Raw genomic sequence first — 20,501 nt, forward strand, 5'->3', positions numbered from 1 at the left:
GATGAATGACGTTGTTTCCGGTGGCGTGATCGCCTCGCGCGCCGCCGATGCCGACTGGTGGCGCGGCGCGGTCCTCTACCAGATCTATCCGCGCTCTTTTCAGGACACGGATGGCGACGGCGTTGGCGATCTGAAAGGCATCACCGCCCGGCTCGACCATATCGCCTCGCTCGGCGTCGATGCGATCTGGATCTCGCCCTTCTTCAAGTCACCGATGAAGGATTTCGGTTACGACGTCTCGGACTATTGCGCTGTCGATCCCCTGTTCGGCACGCTCGCGGACTTCGATGACCTGATCGCGGAGGCGCATGCGCGCAACATCAAGGTCACGATCGACCAGGTGCTGTCGCACACCTCCGACCAGCACGCCTGGTTCAAGGAAAGCCGTTCTTCGAAGACCAACCCGAAGGCAGACTGGTTCGTCTGGGCCGACGCCAAGCCGGACGGCAACCCGCCCAACAACTGGCTGTCGATCTTCGGCGGCTCGGCGTGGGAGTGGGACACGACCCGCTGCCAGTACTACCTGCACAACTTCCTGACCTCGCAGCCGGATATCAATTTCCACTGCATGGCGGCGCAGGATGCGCTGCTCGACAGCGTCGAGTTCTGGCTGAAGCGCGGCGTCGACGGCTTCCGCCTCGACACGGTGAATTTCTACGTCCACTCGCAGGGCCTCGAAAACAACCCGCCCTCGAAGCCGGAAGACCGCAATTCGCCCGAGGCGCCGGCGGTCAATCCCTATAACTGGCAGGACCATATCCACGACAAGAGCCAGCCGGAGAACCTCGAGTTCCTGAAGCGGCTGCGCGCGCTGCTCGACCGCTATCCCGGCCAGACCACGGTCGGCGAGATCGGCGATGGTCCGCGGTCGCTGAAGACGATGGCGGCCTATACCGCCGGCGGCGACAAGCTGCACATGTGCTACACCTTCGACTTCCTGAGCCCGATCTTCACGAAGGAGCACTTCGTCAACCGGATCAAGGCGTTCGAGGCGATCGTCGGCGATGGCTGGCCGTGCTGGGCCTTCTCCAATCACGACATCGTCCGCCATGTCTCGCGCTGGACCCATGACGGCGATTTCGACGGCGTGGCCAAGCTCGCCGCCGGCATCCTGCTGTCGCTGCGCGGTTCGGTCTGCCTGTACCAGGGCGAGGAACTCGGCCTGACCGAGGCCGACATCGCCTTCGAAGACCTGCAGGATCCCTACGGCATCCGCTTCTGGCCGGAATACAAGGGTCGCGACGGCTGCCGCACGCCGATGGTGTGGGAATCGAACGGCGCCAATGCCGGCTTCTCGTCCGCGAAGCCGTGGCTGCCGGTCTCGCCCGATCACATCGCCCGCGCGGTCAATCGCGAGACCACCGACCGTGCGTCGGTGCTGGCGCATTACCGCAAGCTGATCGCGTTCCGCCACGCCCATCCGGCGCTGCGCGACGGTTCGATCGCCTTCGTCGATTCGCCGGACGATGTGCTGGCGTTCGTCCGCGAAGGCGGCGGCGAGAAGATCCTCTGCGTCTTCAACCTCGCGGCCAAGGGCGCCAGCTTCAAGCTGCCGTCCGACCTGAAGGTGACCCCGCTCGAAGGGCACGGCTTCGCCGCCACGCTCGATGCGGCCGGGACCGTCGGCCTTGGCGGCCGCGGCGCATTCTTCGGCAAGATCGCCTGAACAAGAAACGGGCACGGGAAGGAAACAGACATGGCCGGCTTGCTGCTACGCGACATCAAGAAAGCCTATGGCACCGTCAAGGTCCTGCACGGCATCGATCTCGACATCAAGTCGGGCGAGTTCATCGTGTTCGTCGGGCCGTCCGGCTGCGGCAAGTCCACGCTTCTGCGTCTGATCGCGGGGCTGGAGGACATCACGTCCGGCACGCTGCAGATCGACGGCAAGGTGGTGAACCAGCTCGCGCCCTCGAAGCGCGGCATCGCCATGGTGTTCCAGAGCTACGCGCTCTATCCGCACATGACCGTCTACGACAACATGGCCTTCGGCATGAAGCTCGGCGGCGGCGGCAAGGAAGAGATCGACCGGCGCGTGCGCGAGGCGGCCGATATCCTGCAGATCACGCCCTATCTCGACCGCCTGCCGAAGCAGCTTTCGGGCGGCCAGCGCCAGCGCGTCGCCATTGGCCGCGCCATCGTGCGCGATCCGAAGGTGTTCCTGTTCGACGAGCCGCTTTCCAACCTCGACGCGGCGCTGCGCGTGCAGACCCGCATCGAGATCAACAAGCTGCATGAGCGCATGTCGGGCGTCACGATGATCTACGTCACGCACGACCAGGTCGAGGCGATGACGCTCGCCGACCGCATCGTCGTGCTGAACGCGGGCCGGGTCGAGCAGGTCGGCGCGCCGATGGAGCTCTACCACCATCCGGACAATCTTTTCGTGGCGAAGTTCCTCGGCTCGCCGTCGATGAATACCATTCCCTGCGTGATCGAATCGGGCGGCGCAAACGCCGCCGTCCGCCCGAATGGCTGCGAGGCGATCCGCGTGCAGGCGGCAATTCCCGAGGGAGCCAAGGGCGTCAAGGCCACCTTCGGCGTGCGTCCGGAGGATCTCGAGATCACCACCGGCGACGACGCCATCTTCCGCGGCACCATCGATATCGTCGAGCAACTCGGCGAAGTGACGCTGGTCTATGTCGATATTGGCACCGACGAACCGATCGTCGCCAAGCTCGAAAACGACATTCCGTTCGCCAAGGGCGAGCAGATCGCGCTGACCTCGCCGTTGAAGCACCTGCAGGTCTTCGACGAAAAGGGCGTCGCCTATCGCCGTACCTGAGTAGCCGCGCGGAAGCACGACGGCGCTGGTTCGTCACGCTGGATCTTGCGGGATAGCGAGGCCTTTGCTGATCTATCCCGCGGCGCAGCCGCCAGGCTGCGTCCGCCGTCCTGTTCGCGCGTCCGGCCATGCCGTCGCCGGGCTGGGCGAACCGGGAAGTGTCGAAAAGCGAGGCCGGCCATGACGCTCACGCTCTATACGCATCCGCTTGCGTCCTTCTGCCAGAAGGCGCTGATCGCATTCTACGAGAACGACACGCCGTTCAAGGCGCATTTCCTCGACCTCGGTGATCCGACCGTTCGGGCCGAGTTCAACACGCTCTGGCCGATCGGCAAGATGCCGCTGCTGCTGGACCAGGCGCGCGGCCAGCAGGTGGCCGAGTCGACGATTATCATCGAATATCTGGCGACCTATTATCCGGGGCCGACGCGCTTCATTCCGGACGATGCCGAACTGGCGTGGCAGACCCGGCTCGCCGACCGCTTCTACGACAACTACGTGCACGTCCCGATGCAGAAGATCGTCGTCGACAAGCTCCGCCCGGAAGGGCAGGGCGACCCGTATGGGGTGGGGGAGGCGCGGGCGACGCTCCGCACATCCTATGACATGCTGGAAAGCGAGATGGGCTCGCGCTTCTGGGCGATGGGCGAGGCCTTTACGCTCGCCGATTGTGCGGCGGCGCCGGCGCTCTTCTATGCCAATGAGGTGCAGCCCTTCGGTGAGACGCATCCGGCGCTCGCCGGCTATTTCGGCCGGCTGATGGACCGGCCGTCCTTTGCCCGCGTTCTCGCCGAGGCGCAGCCCTATTTCGACATGTTCCCGGGCTAGCCGCCTGTCAGATCGCGCATCCCGCGCGACCTGTTGATGTCTGGCTGCCAATCATGGGATCGCGGGTTCCCGCTTACTGCATAAGCGGGGCGAGGGCGCTCTTGCAGCCCGGCGACAGCGAGGCCGCGTTCTCGCGCAGGCAGGCGATGACGTTGCCGCCGCCGATCGGCACGCCGCGGCAATGGGTGCGGAAATCGCGGCGGCAGGCCTGGCGGATCAGCCCGGCCTCGCGCGGCGCCATGTCGCCAGCGGGCGGCGCTGCCGCTGCCGGCGCCTTGTTCGTGGTGGCTGCGCCTGTTGTCTTGCCCGTACCGGTCGTGGCCGCTCCTGATTTTCCGCTGGCGGCAGGCGGCGTGGCCGCCGCGCTGCCACCGACCGCCTGAACCGCCGTGCGGCAGGCGTCGGAGAGCTTGGCGGCATTCTGCTGCAGGCAATTCAGCGCCGGCATTCCGCCCGGCGGAACGCTGGCGCAATAGGTCTTGTAGTCGCCTGGACAGGCGGAGCGGATGGCCGATTGCTGCGCCTTGCTCGGCGCCTGCGCCATGGCGGGCGGGATGGCGAAGACGAGTATGACAGCGACCGCCGCCGAAGCGGCGATCTCAAGGAAATGGAGAATTGGCCGGCTCATGACGTCCTCCCGAAAAGGGGGATTTCTTATCATGAGCCTTCCGCAACGGCAATTTGGCGGCGCGCTGCTCCCGGGAGTGCATCCGGGATGCGCCATGCAGCCCGGATCTCTTTCAGGCCCCCAACTTGAACACGTTCTCGGCGATGCCGGCGACGTCGAGCTCGACGGCGAACAGGCCGCCGGCCAGCCGCTCGAGCGGGCCGTTCCCGCCCTGCGCCGTGGTGATGTAGAGCGTCTTCAGGTCGGCGCCGCCGAAGGTGCAGTTGGTGATGTTCGAGACCGGCATGTCGAGAACGCCCGAGACCTTGCCTTCCGGCGAGACACGGACGATGCAGCCGCCGTGATAGCGGCAGTTCCAGACATGGCCTTCGCCGTCGATCTGCGAGCCGTCGGGCGAACCGCGCTCGAAGCCCGAGAACCAGGTCGAGGGGTTGGAGACGGCGCCTGTCGTCGGATCATAGTCGAAGGCCCAGATCTCGTTCTTGAGCGTGTCGCCGGTATAGAAGCGGCGGCGGCCGACGTCCCAGCACATGGTGTTGGAAATGCCGATCTCGGAGCGGATCGTCTCGCTGCCGCCGCCCTGGTTCACGCGATAGAGGCCGCCGAGAGCCGGGCCGGTGATGTCGACGCCCGAGCCGTCGGGAGCGACATTGTTGAACATCGAGCCGACGAGCAGATTGCCGAACGGATCCGGCCGGCCGTCATTCAGACGGGCCTTGGGCGTGTTCTTCTCGGGACGGGCGAAGTCGGTGCGCGCGTCGGTTCCGGGTTGCCAGAGGATCACCTTGGAGCCGAGCGCCAGAATCAGCGTGCCGGGCCGGTCGGTCAGGCCGATGGTGGTGACGGGCTCGTCGAACAGCCAGTTCTGCGTCGACTTCGTCGCGGGGTCGTATCGATGCACGAGGAAGCGGTTGATGTCCGTCCAGTACACGGCCTGCTCGGCGGCGTGCCACACCACGCCTTCGCCGCAACGATCGCCCGCAGGCACAACGCAAACCGGATCCGCCATTGATTTTTCCCCTTTGCCCGCAGGATGCGGGTATCGTCCACGCTTCCAAAATCGCATAGCGTGACGCCGCCGCCATCACACGCAATTCTTGTCGCAAGGATTTTATTTCGGTGCTCTAATTTTTTCGCTCAACATATGAAGCGGATTTGATTAGGACACTCAGCGGACCAGGGAAGCTCCGGCTGACACCGGAAAGAGGGATTTCATGACCAGTCGCATCATCGCCGTCGACCCCTTCGATCTCGTCGTCTTCGGCGCTACCGGCGATCTCGCCTATCGCAAGCTTCTGCCGGCGCTCTATCATCGCCATCGCGACGGTCAGATCCCCGAGGTTGCCCGCATCATCGGCTGCTCGCGTCGCCCGATGAGCGACGAGGCCTACCAGAAGCTGACAGAGGCGGCGCTGGAGAAGTTCGTGCCCGCCGACGAGCGCGAGCCGGAGCAGGTCGCCTCGTTCCTGAAGCGCATTTCCTATGTCGCCATCGACGCGACCGCCGAGAAGGCCGGCTGGCCCGAACTCGCCAAGGCGCTGGAAGGCGGCAAGGATCGCATCCGCGCCTTCTATCTCGCCGTTGCGCCGGACCTCTTCGGCATCATCTGCGAGGGCCTGGGCGCGCATCATCTCGTGACGCCGAAGACCCGCGTCATCATCGAGAAGCCGATCGGCAAGAGCCTCGCCTCCGCCAACGCGCTGAACGATTCGATCGGCAAGGTGTTCAAGGAAAGCCAGATCTACCGCATCGACCATTACCTCGGTAAGGAAACGGTGCAGAACCTGATGGCGCTGCGCTTCGCCAACGCGCTGTTCGAGCCGGTCTGGAACGCCAATCACATCGACCATGTGCAGATCACCGTCGCCGAGAGCCTCGGCGTCGAAGGTCGCGCCGGCTACTACGACACGGCCGGCGCGCTGCGCGACATGGTGCAGAACCACATCCTGCAGCTCGTCTGCCTCGTCGCGATGGAGCCGCCCGGCCGCTTCGATGCCGATGCGCTGCGTGACGAGAAGCTCAAGGTGCTGCGCGCGCTGAAGCCGATCGTCGATGGCGACGTCGACAGCGTCACCGTGCGCGGCCAGTACAAGGCCGGCGCTTCGGCCGGCGGTCCGGTGCCGGGCTATCTCGAGGAACTCGGCAACGACGAATCCAACACCGAGACCTTCGTCGCCGTGAAGGCGGAGATCGAGAACTGGCGCTGGGCCGGCGTTCCCTTCTACATCCGCACCGGCAAGCGCCTGCCGTCGCGCCTCTCCGAGATCGTCGTCAACTTCAAGGCGGTTCCGCACTCGATCTTCGAGGGCGCAGCCGGCCAGCTCGCGTCCAACCAGCTCATCATGCGGCTGCAGCCGGACGAGGGCGTCCGGCTCTGGCTGATGATCAAGGACCCGGGCCCGGGCGGCATGCGCCTGCGCCACGTGCCGCTCGACATGAGCTTCGCCCAGACCTTCAAGGTCCGCAGCCCCGAAGCCTATGAGCGGCTGATCATGGACGTCATCCGTGGCAACGCCACGCTGTTCATGCGTCGCGACGAGGTAGAGGCGGCCTGGAAGTGGATCGACCCGATCCTCGAGGGCTGGGCGAATTCGCGCGAGGCGCCCAAGGCCTATACGGCCGGCACCTGGGGGCCGTCCTCCTCGATCGCCCTGATCGAGCGCGACGGCCGCACCTGGCACGAAGAAGGCGCCTGAGGATCAACCTCGCCCGCCTTCGACGAAGGCGAGGGGCGCGTGCCGAAAATCGACCGGGCGGGATACCCTCTCCCGCCCACGGAGGGGTCTGGGTGAGGGGTATTGTGCGGGCAGGCGCCACCCTGCTCCTCGCCCAGCTCCGGACGTCCAGGAGACACAGTCATGTCCATTCACCCCAAGGTCCTCGAAGTGACCGATCGGATCCGGGCCCGCAGCGCCAAGACGCGCGGCCTCTATCTCGATCGCCTCGCGGCCGCCAAGGATGCCGGGCCGCGCCGCGCGTCGCTCGCCTGCGGTAACCAGGCCCACGGCTTCGCCGCCTGCGGGCCGGCCGACAAGGCCGTGCTGAAGGGCGACATCGCGCCCAATCTCGGCATCATCACCGCCTACAACGACATGCTGTCGGCGCATCAGCCCTACGAGACCTATCCCGAGCTGATCCGCCAGGCGGCGCGCGAAGTGGGCGGCGTGGCGCAGGTCGCCGGCGGCGTGCCCGCCATGTGCGACGGCGTCACCCAGGGCCAGACCGGCATGGAGCTGTCGCTGTTCTCGCGCGACGCCATCGCCATGGCCGCCGCGATCGGCCTCTCGCACAACACCTATGACGCGGCCGTCTATCTCGGCATCTGCGACAAGATCGTCCCCGGCCTGTTGATCGCGGCGCTGACCTTCGGCCATCTGCCGGCGGTGTTCGTGCCGGCCGGTCCGATGACCTCCGGCCTGCCGAACAGCGAGAAGGCGCGCGTCCGCCAGCTCTATGCCGAAGGCAAGGCGAGCCGCGCCGACCTGCTCGAGGCTGAGAGCGCCTCCTATCACGGCCCCGGCACCTGCACCTTCTACGGCACCGCCAATACCAACCAGATGCTGATGGAGATCATGGGTCTGCATCTGCCCGGCGCCTCCTTCGTCAATCCGAACACGCCGCTGCGCGACGCCTTGACCAAGGCCGCTGCCAAGCGGGCGCTGGCGATCACCGCGCTCGGCAACGAGTTCACGCCGATTGGCGAGATCATCGACGAGAAGGCGGTGGTGAACGGCGTCGTCGGCCTCAATGCCACGGGTGGCTCGACCAACCACACGCTGCACCTCGTCGCCATGGCCAAGGCGGCCGGCATCCAGCTGACCTGGGACGATTTCTCGGATCTTTCCGACGTCGTGCCGCTGCTGACGCGCGTCTATCCGAACGGCCTCGCCGACGTGAATCATTTCCATGCCGCCGGCGGCATGAGCTTCCTGATCCGCGAGCTGCTGCAGGCCGGCCTGCTGCACGAGGACGTCAAGACGGTCTGGGGCGCCGGTCTCTCCGGCTACACCGTCGAGCCCGAGATCGACGAAGCGGGCGCCATCCGCTGGAAGGAAGGCGCGAAGACCAGTCTCGACGAGAAGGTGCTGGCCCCGGTGTCGCAGCCGTTCCAGGCGACCGGCGGCCTCAAGGTGCTGGAGGGCAATCTCGGCCGCTCCGTCATCAAGGTCTCGGCTGTGAAGGCCGATCGCCACGTCATCGAGGCGCCGGCCCGCGTGTTCCACACCCAGGACGCCCTGCTGGCCGCCTTCAAGGCGGGCGAACTGACCGAGGACTTCATTGCCGTCATCCGCTTCCAGGGCCCGCGCGCCAACGGCATGCCGGAGCTGCACAAGCTGACGCCGACGCTGGCGGTGCTGCAGGATCGCGGCCTCAAGGTGGCGCTGGTCACCGACGGCCGCATGTCCGGCGCCTCCGGCAAGGTTCCGGCGGCGATCCACGTGACGCCGGAAGCCGCCGCCGGCGGAGCCATCGGCAAGGTGCGCGACGGCGATCGTGTTCGCCTCGACGCCGTGACGGGGACGCTGGAAGTGCTGGTCGACGCCGCCACCTTCGCGGCGCGGGAGCAGGCGGAAGCCGATCTCGCCGGCAATGAATTCGGCCTCGGCCGCGAGCTCTTCGCCATGTTCCGCGCCAATGCGGCGCCGGCCGAACTGGGCGCCGGCGTGTTCTGATAGCTTACTCGCTAAAGGCTACAAAGTAAGTCGTGTATTTAGGATTGATGTCTTGATCTCGGTGTGGCGGGGTCAAGACATCGATCGCTAGACTTCAGGCGAAACCAGAACAACTCCGGGGCGCGTGCCGGAAATACGCGGCGTCTCGTCGTGGCTTCGGCCAGATGTGGAATGTTTTTCCAAGCCTCTTCCTGAGTTTGGAACGGCCGTCGTCGTCTTCCCTGCGCCAACTCTCTACAAAGTCTGCAATCGTTCCAGACTTCGCGCGATCCGGTTCGGGTGGCGTTCAGGGAGAGACGGATGGCCCCGGTCCATCGCACGGTTCAGCGCCAGCTCGGCACGTTCCCCGCCTTTCACAAGGTCGAGGGTCGCCGCGTCGTGATCGTCGGCGGGGGAGACGAGGCGGCCGCCAAGATCCGCCTGCTCGCCGAGACGAGCGCGCGCCTGGTCGTCTTCGCCACCGAGTTGGAGGAGGGCGCCCGGCGCGATCTCGAGGCGGCGGGCGCCAAGCTCGAGACCCGCGCCCTCGCGGCCGCCGATCTCGCCGACGCCGCCTTGGTCTTCGCTGCGACCGGCGAGTTCGAGGCCGATCGCGCGGTGCGCGATCTCGCGAGGTCGGCAGGCGTGCCGGTCAATGTCGTCGACCGTCCCGAGCTCTGCGACTTCTTCACCCCTGCGCTCGTCAACCGCGCGCCGCTCTCGATCGCCATCTCGACCGAGGGTGCCGCGCCGGTGTTGGCGCGCCACGTTCGGGCGCGCATCGAGGCGATGCTGTCGCCACGCCTCGGCGATCTCGCCGACCTTGCCGAGCGGCTCCGTGCGCGCGTCGCCGAGACGATCGTAACGGGCGAGGGCCGCCGCCGTTTCTGGGCGCATTTCTTCACCGGCCCGACCGCAGCCAAGGTGCTGGCCGGCCAGCTTGAGGCGGGCGAGACGGCTGCCGTCGCCGATATCGAGCAGGCGGCCGGGAACGGCGCCGCCGTCGGCCATGTCAGCCTGGTCGGTGCCGGTCCGGGCGCCGAGGACCTGCTGACGCTCCGCGCCCAGCGGCTGCTGCAGGAAGCCGACGTCATCGTCTATGACAAGCTGGTGCCGGAGGCGATCGTCGCCATGGGCCGGCGCGACGCGCTGCGCATCTATGTCGGCAAGGCCAAGGGCGCGCATGCCGCCAGCCAGGACGAGATCAACGCCATTCTCGTGCGCGAGGCACGCGATGGACGCCGCGTCGTGCGGCTGAAGTCGGGCGATCCGCTGATCTTCGGACGGGCGGGCGAGGAGATGGCGGCGCTGCGCGAAGCCGGCATCCCGTTCGATATCGTGCCGGGCATCACCGCGGCCTTTGCCGCCGCCGCCGAGAACGAGATCCCGCTGACCTTGCGCGACGTGGCGTCGAGCCTCGTCGTCGCCACGGGCCATGACATGCGCGGCGACACGCTGCCGGACTGGGCCGGCCTCGCGCTCTCCGGCGCGACCGTCGCCGTCTATATGGGCCGCAGTGTCGCCACCAAGGTCGCCGGCAAGCTGATCGAGAACGGCTTGGCGCCGTCGACGCCGGTCGCCGTCATCGAAAACGCCTCGCGTCCCGAGCGGCGCGCCTATGCCGGAAGGCTCGACGAACTGGCCGGCATCGCCGATCGGCCAGAGCTCGACGGTCCCGTCGTCATCATCGTTGGCCGCGTCGTCGCCGAGAGCGCGCTCGGCGCCACGCCGCTGCCGCTCGTGGCATTGGCCGCCTGAAGTTGGAAATCCGGATCCTCGCATGACCGCCAAGCTCATCACCGCCAATCATCTCGCCGACGGGCTCGTCGTGTTCCTCACCGCCGATGGCGGCTGGTCCTACCGCCTGGCCGATGCTCGCGTCATCTCCGATGCCGAGCTCGAGGCGGCGCTCCGCCATGCCAAGGCCCAGCACGAGGCGCTGATCGTCGTCGATCCCTATGAAATCGAGGCGACCGTCGAGGATGGCGTGCCGGTGCCGGTTCGCCTGCGCGAGCGGATCCGCGCCGCCGGCGGCCCGACCGTCACCTATGGCGAAGCCGAGCTGGCCGAGCGCGCCGCCCTTCTGAATCAGGCAGGTTGAGTGATGTATCGCTACGACGAGTTCGACCATGAGTTCGTGACCGCCCGCGTCGCGCAGTTTCGCGATCAGGTCGGCCGCCGCGTCTCCGGCGAGTTGACCGAGGACCAGTTCAAGCCGCTCCGGCTGATGAACGGCGTCTACCTGCAGCTGCATGCCTACATGCTGCGTGTCGCCGTGCCCTATGGCACGATGAACAGCGCCCAGATGCGGATGCTGGCGCATGTCGCCCGCAAGTATGACCGCGGCTACGGCCACTTCACCACGCGGCAGAACATCCAGTTCAACTGGCCGAAGCTTTCCGAGATCCCGGATGCGCTGGCCGATCTCGCCTCGGTCGAGATGCACGCGATCCAGACCTCGGGCAATTGCATCCGCAATGTCACGGCCGATCATTTCGCCGGCGCCGCCGAGGACGAGGTCGCCGATCCGCGCCCCTATGCCGAGATCCTGCGGCAGTGGTCGTCGCTGCATCCGGAATTCGTCTTCTTGCCGCGCAAGTTCAAGGTCGCCGTGACCGGCGCCGAGCGCGACCGCGCCGCGATCCAGGTGCACGACATCGGCCTGCACCTGAAGCAGGACGAGAACGGCCGGCTCGGCTTCGCCGTCTATATCGGCGGCGGCCAGGGCCGCACGCCGATGGTGGCGAAAAAGATCCGCGATTTCCTCCCCGAGGAGGATCTGCTCTCCTATTCGGAGGCAATCCTGCGCGTCTACAATCTGAACGGCCGTCGTGACAACAAGTACAAGGCCCGCATCAAGATCCTCGTCCACGAGACCGGTGCCGACGAGATCTCGCGCCAGGTCGAGGAGGAGTGGGAGCGCATCCGCCACGGCGCGCTCAAGCTGCCGCAGGGCGAAGTCGAGCGCATCCGCGAATATTTCGCCGCGCCGGACAGCCTGAAGGCGTTGCCGCCGAGCCCGGCGCTCGCGATCGAGCGGGCACGCGATCCGGAGTTCGACGCCTGGGTCGAGCGCAACACCCATCCGCACCGCGTTCCCGGCCATGTCTCGGTGACAATCTCGCTGAAGCCGATCGGCGGCACGCCGGGCGACGCGACGGCCGAGCAGATGGACATCGTCGCCGACCTGGCCGAGCGGCTCGCCTTTGACGAAATCCGCGTCAGCCATGAGCAGAACCTGATCTTGCCGCATGTCGAGGTCGTCAATCTGAAGGCGATCTACGACACGCTTCTGGTTTCGGGTCTCGCCACGGCGAATGCTGGCCTCGTCACCGACATCATCGCCTGCCCCGGCCTCGATTACTGCGCGCTCGCCAATGCCCGCTCCATTCCGGTGGCCCAGCGCATCTCGCAGCGCTTCGGCGACACCGCGCGCCAGCGCGATATCGGCGACCTGAAGATCAAGATCTCGGGCTGCATCAATGCCTGCGGCCATCACCATGTCGGCCACATCGGCATCCTGGGGGTCGAGAAGAAGGGCGAGGAATTCTACCAGATCTCGCTCGGCGGTTCGGGCGACGAGAATTCCTCGATCGGCGAGATCATCGGCCGCGGCTTCTCGACGGAAGAGATCGTCGACGCCGTCGAGACGCTGGTCGATACCTATATCGCGCGGCGCGAGAGCCCGGACGAAACCTTCCTTGCCGCCTATCGCCGCCTTGGCCAGGCACCCTTCAAGGAAGCACTCTATGGGACGGCTTGAACCGATCGCATCCGGCTTCGACCATGAGAGCGCCGGCCTGCAGGAGGCCGCGATCCTCAATGCGCGCTTCTCCGGCCTGACGGCGGAGCGGCTGATCGAGCGAGCGCTGACGGAGATCTTCCCGGGCCGCATCGCGCTCGTCTCCAGCTTCGGCGCTGAGTCGTCGGTGCTGCTGCATCTCGTCGCCTCGATCGATCGCGGCGTGCCGGTCGTGTTCATGGATACGCTGCGCCTCTTCCCCGAGACGCTGGCCTACCGGGACATGCTGGTCGAGCGGCTGGGACTGACCGATATCCGCACCATCACGCCGGAGCCGGCGGTGCTCGCCAAGGCCGACCCTTACAAGGCGCTCTGGATGACCGATGCCGACGCCTGCTGCCGCATTCGCAAGACCGAGCCGCTGGCGCGCGCCATGGAAGGCTTCGACGCCTGGTTCACCGGACGCAAGCGGTTCCAGGCGGCGACGCGCGCGGCGATCCAGGCCTTTGAGCAGGACGGCGCGCGCATCAAGGTCAATCCGCTGGCGAGCTGGTCCGCGGAGGACCTGAAGGCCTATATCGCCCGACATGAATTGCCGCCGCATCCGCTGGTCGCGCAGGGCTATCCTTCGATCGGCTGCCAGCCCTGCACGTCGAAGGTCAAGCCGGGCGAAGACGCGCGGGCCGGCCGCTGGCGGGGTCTGGACAAGACCGAATGCGGCATCCATCTAGGTCTCGAGAACGACGGAAGCGGCATCTGACATGAGCCTCTGGAAGAATGGATCCTTCGTCGCCGATGCGTTTCGGCGCGTGGCGGATGACGAGGCGATTGGCGCCGAGGACGCCGTGATCGTCTCGCTGGCGCGGTTCCGCGCCGAGCGGGATGGGTTGCTGGCGCGCTCCGCACCGCTCGGCGTGGTGATCGAGCCGGGCGCGGACTGGTCGGATATCGTCGCGGACCTGCCGCGTCTCGCGGTGGTCGCGGCGGATCTGCCGAAGTTTGCCGACGGACGCGCCTTTTCGATCGGCCGCCTGCTGCGCGATCGCGACGGCTTCGAGGGTGAGTTGCGCGCCGTCGGCGCCTTCTTCCTCGATCAGATCCCGTTCCTGAAGCGGGTCGGCTTCGATGCGTTTTCGACCGAGGACCCGATTGTGATAAAGGGTCTTCGCGAGGGCCGCTGGCCCGAAGTGACCGAATATTTGCAGCCCGTCGCCGATCGTGGCGAGGTGCCGGCCGGAACGCGCCCCTGGGCGCGCAGGCCCACGGCAAGGGCAGTCGAGTAAGGATAGGGTTTATGAAGATCTTCGTCACCGACCACGCCGGCGAGGAGCATGAGCTGGAAGCCCTGGAGGGCTGGCGGGTGATGGAAGTCATCCGCGACTGGAACATCGGCATCAAGGCCGAGTGCGGCGGAGCCTGCGCCTGCGCGACCTGCCATGTCTATGTCGATCCGGAATGGGTCGACCGGCTGATCCCGATGACGGACGAAGAGGAAGAGCGCCTGGACGATGCCATGGCGGTCAAGTCGAACTCGCGCCTGTCGTGCCAGCTCCTGATGTCGGACGAGCTCGACGGCCTGCGCGTCCGTCTCGCCCCGGGCAGCGAACCCGAAGAGCTGGCGGCCTGAGCGCCGGCCCTGGTGACCGTCAGTCCAGCGTCCGGCGATAGCGGAACAGCGCCAGGGCGCCGACGGCGAGCCAGAAGGTGACGAGCGGCCAGATCTCGTTGACGAGGTCGGAAGGGCCGCTGCCCTTCAGCATGATGCCCCGGACCGAGCGGATGTAGTGGGTGATCGGCAGCGCGCTGCCGATGACCTGCGCCCAGTCCGGCATGCCGCGAAACGGGAACATGAAGCCCGAAAGCAGGATCGACGGCAGGAACCAGAAGAAGGTCATCTGCATCGCCTGCATCTGGTTGCGGGCGATCGTCGAGAACGTGTAGCCGAGCGTCACGTTGCAGCCGATGAACAGGAAGGTAACGCCGAGCAGCACGACGAACGAGCCCATCATCGGCACGTGGAACAGGATCTGCGCGCAGACCAGGATCACCGCCACCTGGACGAGCCCGAAGCCGATATAGGGCACGATCTTGCCGATCATGATCTCGAACGGCGTCGCCGGCATCGCCATCAGGTTTTCCATCGTGCCGCGCTCGATCTCGCGGGTCAGCGCCAGCGCGGTCATCAGGATCGTCGTCATCGTCAGGATGGTGCCGAGCAGGCCGGGCACGATGTTGTAGGCGGTGATCCCCTCCGGATTGTAGCGGCGCTGGATCACGAGATCGACGGCCGTGGCGCGGCTCGCCTGCGTCGACAGCGGCCCGGTCAACTCGCGGGCGAGCGCGCTCGACAGGATCTGGGGCAGGGCACCCAGCGCGTTCGACGTGGCCGCCGGATCGGTGGCATCGGCCTCGACCAGCAATTGCGGGCGGGTGCCGCGCACGAGGTCGCGCTCGAAGCCGGGCGGGATGGTGATGACATAGCTGGCGGAGCCGTCGACCAGTGCCTCGTTCGCCTGCGCCTCGCTCGCGAGGCCGGGCGCGACGCTGAAATAGCCCGATGCCTCCATCGCGGCGACGATCGTGCGCGTGGCGGGGCCGCTATCGGCGGAGACGATCAGCGTCGGCAGGCGCTTCGGGTCGAGATTGATGGCATAGCCGAACAGGACCAGCTGGATGATCGGGATGCCGATGATCATGGCGAAGGTCAGCCGGTCACGCCGCATCTGGATGAATTCCTTCATCATCAGGGCGAGGATGCGGGACAGCGAGAATCCGGCGCTCATGATGCCTTGCCGTTCGTCGAGCGGTCGCGCGCCTGCGCCTGCTGCATCAGGCGAATGAACACGTCCTCGAGGCTCGTCTCGCCGGGCTCGGCGACGGCGTCGGATCCGGTCTCGGCGAGGGCCGCGTCGACGGCGCGCTTCAGCGCGGCCGGGTCCGGGCCGACGACATGCAGGTCGTTGCCGAACGGCGCCGCCTGCTCGACGCCCGGCATTTCCCGCACGGTCTTGGCGATCGCGCCGACGTCCTTGCCGCTGACCACGATGGTCGAGAGGCCGGAGCTCTCGATCACTTCGGCCACCGTGCCGCGGGCGACGATCTTGCCATAGGCGATGTAGATGATGCGGTGGCAGCGTTCGGCTTCGTCCATGTAGTGGGTCGAGACCAGCACGGTCAGCCCGTCGCTGGCGAGGTCGTGGATCTCGTCCCAGAATTCGCGCCGCGCCTGCGGATCGACACCGGCGGTCGGCTCGTCGAGCAGTAGCAGCTTCGGCTGGTGCATCACGGAGGCGGCGAGCGCCAGGCGTTGCTTCCAGCCGCCGGACAGCGAGCCGGCGAGTTGGTCGCGCCGCTCGTACAGGCCAAGCCGCTGCAGCGTCGCCTTCACGGTCTCCGCCCGGTTCTTGAGATCGTAGATACGCGCGACGAAATCGAGGTTCTCGCGGATCGTCAGGTCTTCGTAATAGGAGAAGCGCTGCGTCATGTAGCCGACCTGGCGCTTGATGCGATCGGCATCCCTAAGGATGTCCAGGCCGAGGCAGGTGCCGCTGCCATCGTCCGGACGCAGCAGGCCGCAGATCATGCGGATCGTCGTGGTCTTGCCGGAGCCGTTCGGGCCGAGGAAACCGACGATCTCGCCGCGGCGGACATCAAGCGAGACGTGATCGACGACGGTCTTCTCGCCGAAGCGCTTGGTCAGGCCATGAATGTCGATGACGACTTCCTCGGGCCTGTCCGCCGCCATGCCTATTGCTCCGTCCCGAGCCGGATGTCGACAGGCTGGCCGGGATCGAGCTTCCGGGCGTCGCCTTCCGGCCTGGCCTCGACGCGGAACACCAGCTTGGCGCGGCTCTCCTTCGAATAGATCACCGGCGGCGTGAATTCCGCATCGGTCGCGATGCTGGCGATGGTCGCCGTCAGGCCGCTGGCGCAGCCATCGCAGAGGATCGACGCGCGCTGGCCGGGCCGGACCGTGGAGCGCATCGCCTCCGGCACGAAGAACAGGATCTTGCGCGCCCCCTCCGGCAGCAGCGACGTGACGGCCTGCCCTGCCGGGACGATCTCGCCGACCTGGTAGAACACCTCCTCGATGCGGCCGGGGGCGACGGCGCTTTGGGTGCGCCGCGCGAGCTTCGCCTCGGCCGCGGTGACGGCGGCGGCGAGCGCGGAGACCTGCTGTTGCGCCGCCGCGATCTGGTCGGGTCGCGCCGGCAGGTTGGCGACGGCGCGGTTCTCCCGCGCCGCCTGGACGCGGGCCGCGGCTGAATCGAGATCCGCCTTCGACTGGTCGAGCGTCGCAACCGCGACGACGGCGCGGGTCGAGAGGTCGCGATTGCGGTCATAGGTCTTCTGCGCCACCGTCAGCGCCGCCTCGGCATCCGCGAGCTGGGCGTCGAGTACGCGGATTTCCTCCGGCCGCTTGCCGGTCAGGAGGTCGGCGAGGCTGGCCTTCGCCTGCGCCAGCTGGGCCTGGGCCTGCGCGAGTGCCGCCGTCTCGTCGCGGTCGTCTAGGGTGAAGAGCACGGCGCCGGCCTTGACCGGATCGCCGCGCTTCACATTGAGGGTGGCGAGCCGGCCGGTGACTTCCGCCCCGACCAGGACGTAGTCGGCGTCGACATAGCCGTGCAGGAGCGGATCGCGCGCGCTGTCGCCGCAACCCGCCAGAAGAAGCAGTAGGACCAGCGAAAGCGCACGGCCCGTCCGCATGCTACCCCTCGTCTGCCAGTGTCTCTCCGACCAACAGGTCGATCTGTTCGGCAACGATGCGCCGGATCTCGTCGCGGTCCTTGTTGCTCAGCGTATCGCGGCCGAGCTTCTTCAGCACCATCGGACGGCCGACGCAGAAGATGACGAACTGGCCGGAGATGGCGAAGGAGCGCAACGTCGCTTCTTCCGAGCGCGGATCAAGGTTGAGCAGGATCGCCACCAGCGTCGTCGTCGTGGTCTGGCAGGACATCATGTAGTCGTAGATGACGTCGAAGGCGGACGAGGGCTCCATCTGTTCGCGCATGATGAAGCGGCCCCAGAGTTCGGCCTCGGCCTCGCCGAGCATGCAATCGATATGGACGTCGATGATGTTCTGCAGCAGGCGACGGGCCGTCGGCCGGTCGACATCGCCGGTCAAGGCCCGGGCAGCGGCGTTGATGCTGTCGCCGATCCGCATCTGCATCTGCTCGACGACATATTCGGCGACGGCGCGATGTAGCGAGTCCTTGCTGCCAAAATGGTAGACGATCGCCGCCAGATTGGCGCCGGCGCGCTTGGCGATGTCGCGCGTCGCCGCGCCCTCGAAGCCATAGCGCCCGAAGACGTCGAGGGCGGCGAGCAGCAGCTTCTGGCGAGTTTCCGCACCGCGATCCTGGCGGGCGCGGCGATAGTGGCGAGAGGCCGGAAGCGCGTCCTGCGCCTCGACCGTCTCGACGTCGTCGGCCCTTTCGAAGGCCATGTCGAAATCAGCCCGCCCGACCGAGGTTGCTTCCGAATTCATCCAGCGTCACTCCGATTCGCTCCGCCCCGCCCGCCAAGATTGTGCAATTGCGAAACGAGGTCAATCGAATGATTGAATTTATGCGACGCTATAAATTTCTACGAAGCCCTTGCAAGGCGCGTGTCGAATTCCCATGACGGTTCATGCCGTTACGGCAGATTTGCGCCATTGGCGGTGACAGAGTCTGGGTGGAATCCAAGGGAAACGGCAACCGAGATCGCCCGCGCGCCGGTCGTCCGGCGCCGGGGCGAGCGGAGCGCGAATGCCTTAGCCGGTTGCGACGATCCCCTGGGCGACGAGCCAGTCGACCGCCTCGCGCACCGCTTCGAACGATGAGTAACGCGGCTGGTAGTCGAGATGTCGCCTGGCCTTGTCGATGCTGCAGTTCGGGCTGCGGGCGATGTGGTCGAGCGTCTGTTCGACGATCTCGGGGCTGTGCTGCTGCTTCCACTGCTCCCACGGCAGGTAGGAGAGCTTCGCCTCCTGTCCGAACCAGGATGACACGGCCTCGGCATAGCCGCGCAGCGACACCGCCTGGGCGGAGACGGTGTGGAAGGCCTCGCCGACCGCCATGCTCCAGTTGCCGATCGCCTTCATGAACATCTGCGCGACGTCGTCGGCATGGACGTGATGCACGGTCTCGAGGCCGAAATTCGGCAGCACCAGTTCCTTGCCCTGCGCCAGCGTCGAGAACACGGAGGGATCGAAATGGCCGGCCGGATTGAGTGGCGCCCAGCCGGGCCCGACGATATGGCCGGGATGCACGATGGTCGCGGGGAAGGCGTTCCGCTGCGCTTCGTGCATCAGATAGGCTTCGATCGCCGCCTTCTGGGTGCCGTACTCGCCGAAGGGGCGGCGCGCCACGGTTTCCGGCGTCGGCACGGCGACGCTCGGGCCATGCACCCAGATCGTGCCGGTGTGAAGGAAATGCTCGACCCGGCCGCGTAGCGCATCGACCAGGAGCTGCGCGCTCGGGAGCGTGAAGCAGATCATGTCGATGACGATGTCGGGCCGCAGATCGCTGATCTTGGCGCCGAAGGTGCCGGCCCTGTCTTCCGCCTCACGGTCGAGCACCACCGTCTCGACCTTCGACCAGGCCGCATGCGGCTGGTAGGCGCTGCGCTGGCCACGCGCGACGTTGACGACCTCGAAGCCCGCCTCTACCAGTCTCGGCACCAGATAGGTACCGACATGGCCACTCCCACCGATCACGATCACACGTGTCATGGTGCCGTCCTCCCGTTCCGCATCACGATAATGTTATCGCAAGCCATGCGCTTCGCCAGAGGGCCGGCAAGCCCCGGAACAGTTGCGAGCATCTTTATGTTGCGGCGACGCAAAATCGTCGAAACCGTTCGGCGAACGGGCGACCCGAACGCCGAAATGTCCCGTCCATGGATGCCATGGCGCTCATGTTCGGCCGGCTGCCGCGCGGACTATCGGGAGGCACGCTGCCGCATCCGCATCCGCCAAGCGCCCCCTGGTCGCGGAGAATGAAATCCGCCGCCCCTGCGTCGCCGTCTCGGCAGGAAGGGGCGGCGATTTCGCGAGGCGCGCGGAACCGTTGGCGCTTGCCCCCTCAGCGCTTGGCCCCTCAGTGGCTGTTCGGGCCGAGGGCGTGCTCCAGTTCCTCGTCCGACATGCCGGTGATGATGCGCTCGACATCCTCGACGCTGGACTGCTTCGGGTTGATGTCGTCGGCGACAACCCGGCCGCCGCGCATCACCACGATCCGGTCGACCACCTGGAACACATGGTGGATGTTGTGGGCGATGAAGATGCAGGAGTGGCCGGACTTGCGCGCATTGCGCACGAAGCGCAGCACGCCCTGCGTCTCGGCGACGCCGAGATTGTTGGTCGGCTCGTCGAGGATGATCAGGTCGCTCTCGAAATACATGGCGCGGGCAATCGCGACCGCCTGGCGCTCGCCGCCGGAAAGTGCGCCGACTGGCGTCGAGGGCGGGATGTTCTTGCTGATGCCGACGCGCTTCAGCAGGTCGCGGGCGACCGCGTCCATGGCCTGGTGATCGAGCCGGTTCATGAAGCGCGGGCCCTTCACCGGCTCGCGACCGAGGAAGAGGTTGCGCGCGATCGAGAGTTGGGTGACCAGCGCCGAGTCCTGGTAGATCGTCTCTATGCCGTTGGCGATCGCGTCCGTCGTCGAACGGATACTCACCTTCTTGCCGCGCACATAGATGTCGCCGCTGGTCGAGGGCACGGCGCCGGAGAGCACCTTGATCAGCGTCGACTTGCCGGCGCCATTGTCGCCGAGCAGTCCGACGATCTCGTTTTCGCGGACGCTGAAATCGACGTCCTTGAGCGCCTGCACCTTGCCGTAGGCCTTGGAGACGCGCTCCATCCGGATCAAATCGGTCATG

At 66.6% G+C, this 20,501-nt stretch carries 19 protein-coding genes; 11 read left to right on the forward strand and 8 right to left on the reverse strand.

The annotated features are described in order from the left end of the window. The first annotated feature begins 1 nt into the window (after nucleotide 1). The 3 genes from bglA (at nucleotide 2) to WFK98_RS00580 (ending at nucleotide 3,613) form a co-directional block, all read left to right on the forward strand. Nucleotides 2-1,666 carry a beta-galactosidase BglA gene (gene bglA / locus WFK98_RS00570; RefSeq protein WP_336798928.1) on the forward strand — a complete coding sequence of 555 codons (1,665 nt, stop codon included), beginning with the start codon at nucleotides 2-4 and terminating at the stop codon, nucleotides 1,664-1,666. 30 nt (nucleotides 1,667-1,696) lie between these two features. Beyond that, nucleotides 1,697-2,785 (forward strand): ABC transporter ATP-binding protein, encoded by a 1,089-nt coding sequence (locus WFK98_RS00575; RefSeq protein WP_336798929.1) that lies wholly within the window; start codon nucleotides 1,697-1,699, stop codon nucleotides 2,783-2,785. A gap of 180 nt (nucleotides 2,786-2,965) precedes the next feature. Then, a complete protein-coding gene (locus WFK98_RS00580; RefSeq protein WP_336798930.1) occupies nucleotides 2,966-3,613 on the forward strand; it encodes a glutathione S-transferase family protein in 648 nt (215 codons plus the stop codon). A 73-nt stretch (nucleotides 3,614-3,686) separates the two neighbouring features. Here WFK98_RS00580 and WFK98_RS00585 read toward each other — a convergent pair whose 3' ends face one another. Next, nucleotides 3,687-4,241: a cysteine rich repeat-containing protein gene (locus WFK98_RS00585; protein WP_336798931.1), complete on the reverse strand. Its 555-nt coding sequence runs from the start codon at nucleotides 4,239-4,241 to the stop codon at nucleotides 3,687-3,689. 112 nt (nucleotides 4,242-4,353) lie between these two features. Next, nucleotides 4,354-5,250: an SMP-30/gluconolactonase/LRE family protein gene (locus WFK98_RS00590; RefSeq protein ID WP_336798932.1), complete on the reverse strand. Its 897-nt coding sequence runs from the start codon at nucleotides 5,248-5,250 to the stop codon at nucleotides 4,354-4,356. A gap of 205 nt (nucleotides 5,251-5,455) precedes the next feature. Between WFK98_RS00590 and zwf the strand changes: the two genes are divergently transcribed. From zwf to WFK98_RS00630, 8 genes are all read left to right on the forward strand, one after another. After that, nucleotides 5,456-6,937, forward strand: coding sequence for a glucose-6-phosphate dehydrogenase (zwf, locus tag WFK98_RS00595; RefSeq protein WP_266340633.1), 1,482 nt, complete (start codon nucleotides 5,456-5,458; stop codon nucleotides 6,935-6,937). 162 nt (nucleotides 6,938-7,099) lie between these two features. Next, the gene (gene edd, locus WFK98_RS00600; RefSeq protein ID WP_266340632.1) at nucleotides 7,100-8,914 is read left to right on the forward strand and encodes a phosphogluconate dehydratase; all 1,815 of its coding nucleotides are present in this window, start codon (nucleotides 7,100-7,102) and stop codon (nucleotides 8,912-8,914) included. Nucleotides 8,915-9,214: 300 nt separating this feature from the next. Then, nucleotides 9,215-10,651, forward strand: coding sequence for a siroheme synthase CysG (gene cysG / locus WFK98_RS00605; protein ID WP_336798933.1), 1,437 nt, complete (start codon nucleotides 9,215-9,217; stop codon nucleotides 10,649-10,651). A gap of 22 nt (nucleotides 10,652-10,673) precedes the next feature. Continuing rightward, nucleotides 10,674-10,994, forward strand: a complete 321-nt coding sequence (locus WFK98_RS00610) for a DUF2849 domain-containing protein (RefSeq protein WP_266340630.1) — start codon at nucleotides 10,674-10,676, stop codon at nucleotides 10,992-10,994. Nucleotides 10,995-10,997: 3 nt separating this feature from the next. Beyond that, nucleotides 10,998-12,656 (forward strand): nitrite/sulfite reductase, encoded by a 1,659-nt coding sequence (locus WFK98_RS00615; protein WP_336798934.1) that lies wholly within the window; start codon nucleotides 10,998-11,000, stop codon nucleotides 12,654-12,656. Beyond that, the gene (locus WFK98_RS00620; protein ID WP_336798935.1) at nucleotides 12,643-13,395 is read left to right on the forward strand and encodes a phosphoadenylyl-sulfate reductase; all 753 of its coding nucleotides are present in this window, start codon (nucleotides 12,643-12,645) and stop codon (nucleotides 13,393-13,395) included. The genes WFK98_RS00615 and WFK98_RS00620 overlap by 14 nt, the downstream gene beginning before the upstream one ends. Nucleotide 13,396: 1 nt before the next feature. Beyond that, on the forward strand, nucleotides 13,397-13,918 hold the full coding sequence (locus tag WFK98_RS00625) for a DUF934 domain-containing protein (protein ID WP_266340627.1): 522 nt from the start codon (nucleotides 13,397-13,399) through the stop codon (nucleotides 13,916-13,918). Between the two features lie 11 nt (nucleotides 13,919-13,929). After that, entirely contained in the window at nucleotides 13,930-14,262 is a 333-nt protein-coding gene (locus WFK98_RS00630; protein ID WP_266340626.1) for a 2Fe-2S iron-sulfur cluster-binding protein, read from the forward strand. Between the two features lie 19 nt (nucleotides 14,263-14,281). Here the strand turns inward: WFK98_RS00630 and WFK98_RS00635 are convergent, their stop codons facing one another. From WFK98_RS00635 to WFK98_RS00660, 6 genes are all read right to left on the reverse strand, one after another. Then, nucleotides 14,282-15,418 carry an ABC transporter permease gene (locus WFK98_RS00635; protein WP_266340625.1) on the reverse strand — a complete coding sequence of 379 codons (1,137 nt, stop codon included), beginning with the start codon at nucleotides 15,416-15,418 and terminating at the stop codon, nucleotides 14,282-14,284. Continuing rightward, entirely contained in the window at nucleotides 15,415-16,380 is a 966-nt protein-coding gene (locus WFK98_RS00640) for an ABC transporter ATP-binding protein (protein ID WP_266340624.1), read from the reverse strand. The genes WFK98_RS00635 and WFK98_RS00640 overlap by 4 nt, the downstream gene beginning before the upstream one ends. Nucleotides 16,381-16,382: 2 nt before the next feature. Then, complete coding sequence (locus tag WFK98_RS00645) at nucleotides 16,383-17,342, reverse strand: HlyD family secretion protein (RefSeq protein ID WP_336798936.1); 960 nt, start codon at nucleotides 17,340-17,342, stop codon at nucleotides 16,383-16,385. A 1-nt stretch (nucleotide 17,343) separates the two neighbouring features. Next, nucleotides 17,344-18,123 carry a CerR family C-terminal domain-containing protein gene (locus tag WFK98_RS00650; RefSeq protein ID WP_266340622.1) on the reverse strand — a complete coding sequence of 260 codons (780 nt, stop codon included), beginning with the start codon at nucleotides 18,121-18,123 and terminating at the stop codon, nucleotides 17,344-17,346. Nucleotides 18,124-18,390: 267 nt separating this feature from the next. Next, on the reverse strand, nucleotides 18,391-19,350 hold the full coding sequence (locus WFK98_RS00655; protein ID WP_266340621.1) for an NAD-dependent epimerase/dehydratase family protein: 960 nt from the start codon (nucleotides 19,348-19,350) through the stop codon (nucleotides 18,391-18,393). Between the two features lie 367 nt (nucleotides 19,351-19,717). Then, nucleotides 19,718-20,500, reverse strand: a complete 783-nt coding sequence (locus WFK98_RS00660) for an ATP-binding cassette domain-containing protein (protein ID WP_266340620.1) — start codon at nucleotides 20,498-20,500, stop codon at nucleotides 19,718-19,720. Nucleotide 20,501 lies beyond the last annotated feature (1 nt).

The sequence above is a fragment of the Kaistia sp. MMO-174 genome, from assembly GCF_037147815.1.
In the GTDB taxonomy this organism is placed as follows: Bacteria; Pseudomonadota; Alphaproteobacteria; order Rhizobiales; family Kaistiaceae; genus Kaistia; species Kaistia nematophila.